The sequence below is a fragment of the Psychrobacter sp. S1-30-MNA-CIBAN-0213 genome, assembly GCF_040309845.1.
Classification (GTDB): Bacteria; Pseudomonadota; Gammaproteobacteria; order Pseudomonadales; family Moraxellaceae; genus Psychrobacter.
In genome coordinates this window covers 1-267 of record NZ_JBEOPE010000081.1, presented here as the reverse complement: position 1 = coordinate 267, position 267 = coordinate 1, and the positions used below count along the sequence as shown (strand labels likewise).

Below are 267 nucleotides of genomic sequence, written 5' to 3'. Positions count from 1 at the left end.
CTTACAAGCAGTGGTTGAGCATACTGCACGGATGGTTGCCGATTGGCAGCTGATTGGTTTTGCGCACGGGGTGATGAATACGGATAATTTGTCCATTACCGGTAGCACGTTGGATTTTGGTCCGTTTGGTTTTATGGAACGCTTTAATCCCGCTTGGATTAATAATCACTCTGACTATAGTGGGCGCTATGCCTACCAGAATCAGCCTGCTATCGGACATTGGAATCTGAATAATTGGCTGCCGCATTTTATGCGTCTCACTCAAGC

Annotated in this window: 1 protein-coding gene; it reads left to right on the top strand. The window is 46.8% G+C overall.

Annotation, left to right across the window (positions count from 1 at the left end; translation table 11 throughout):
• Positions 1 to 267: protein adenylyltransferase SelO family protein (locus tag AAEY87_RS14030; RefSeq protein ID WP_350657616.1), on the top strand; the 267-nt coding region annotated here is incomplete at both ends.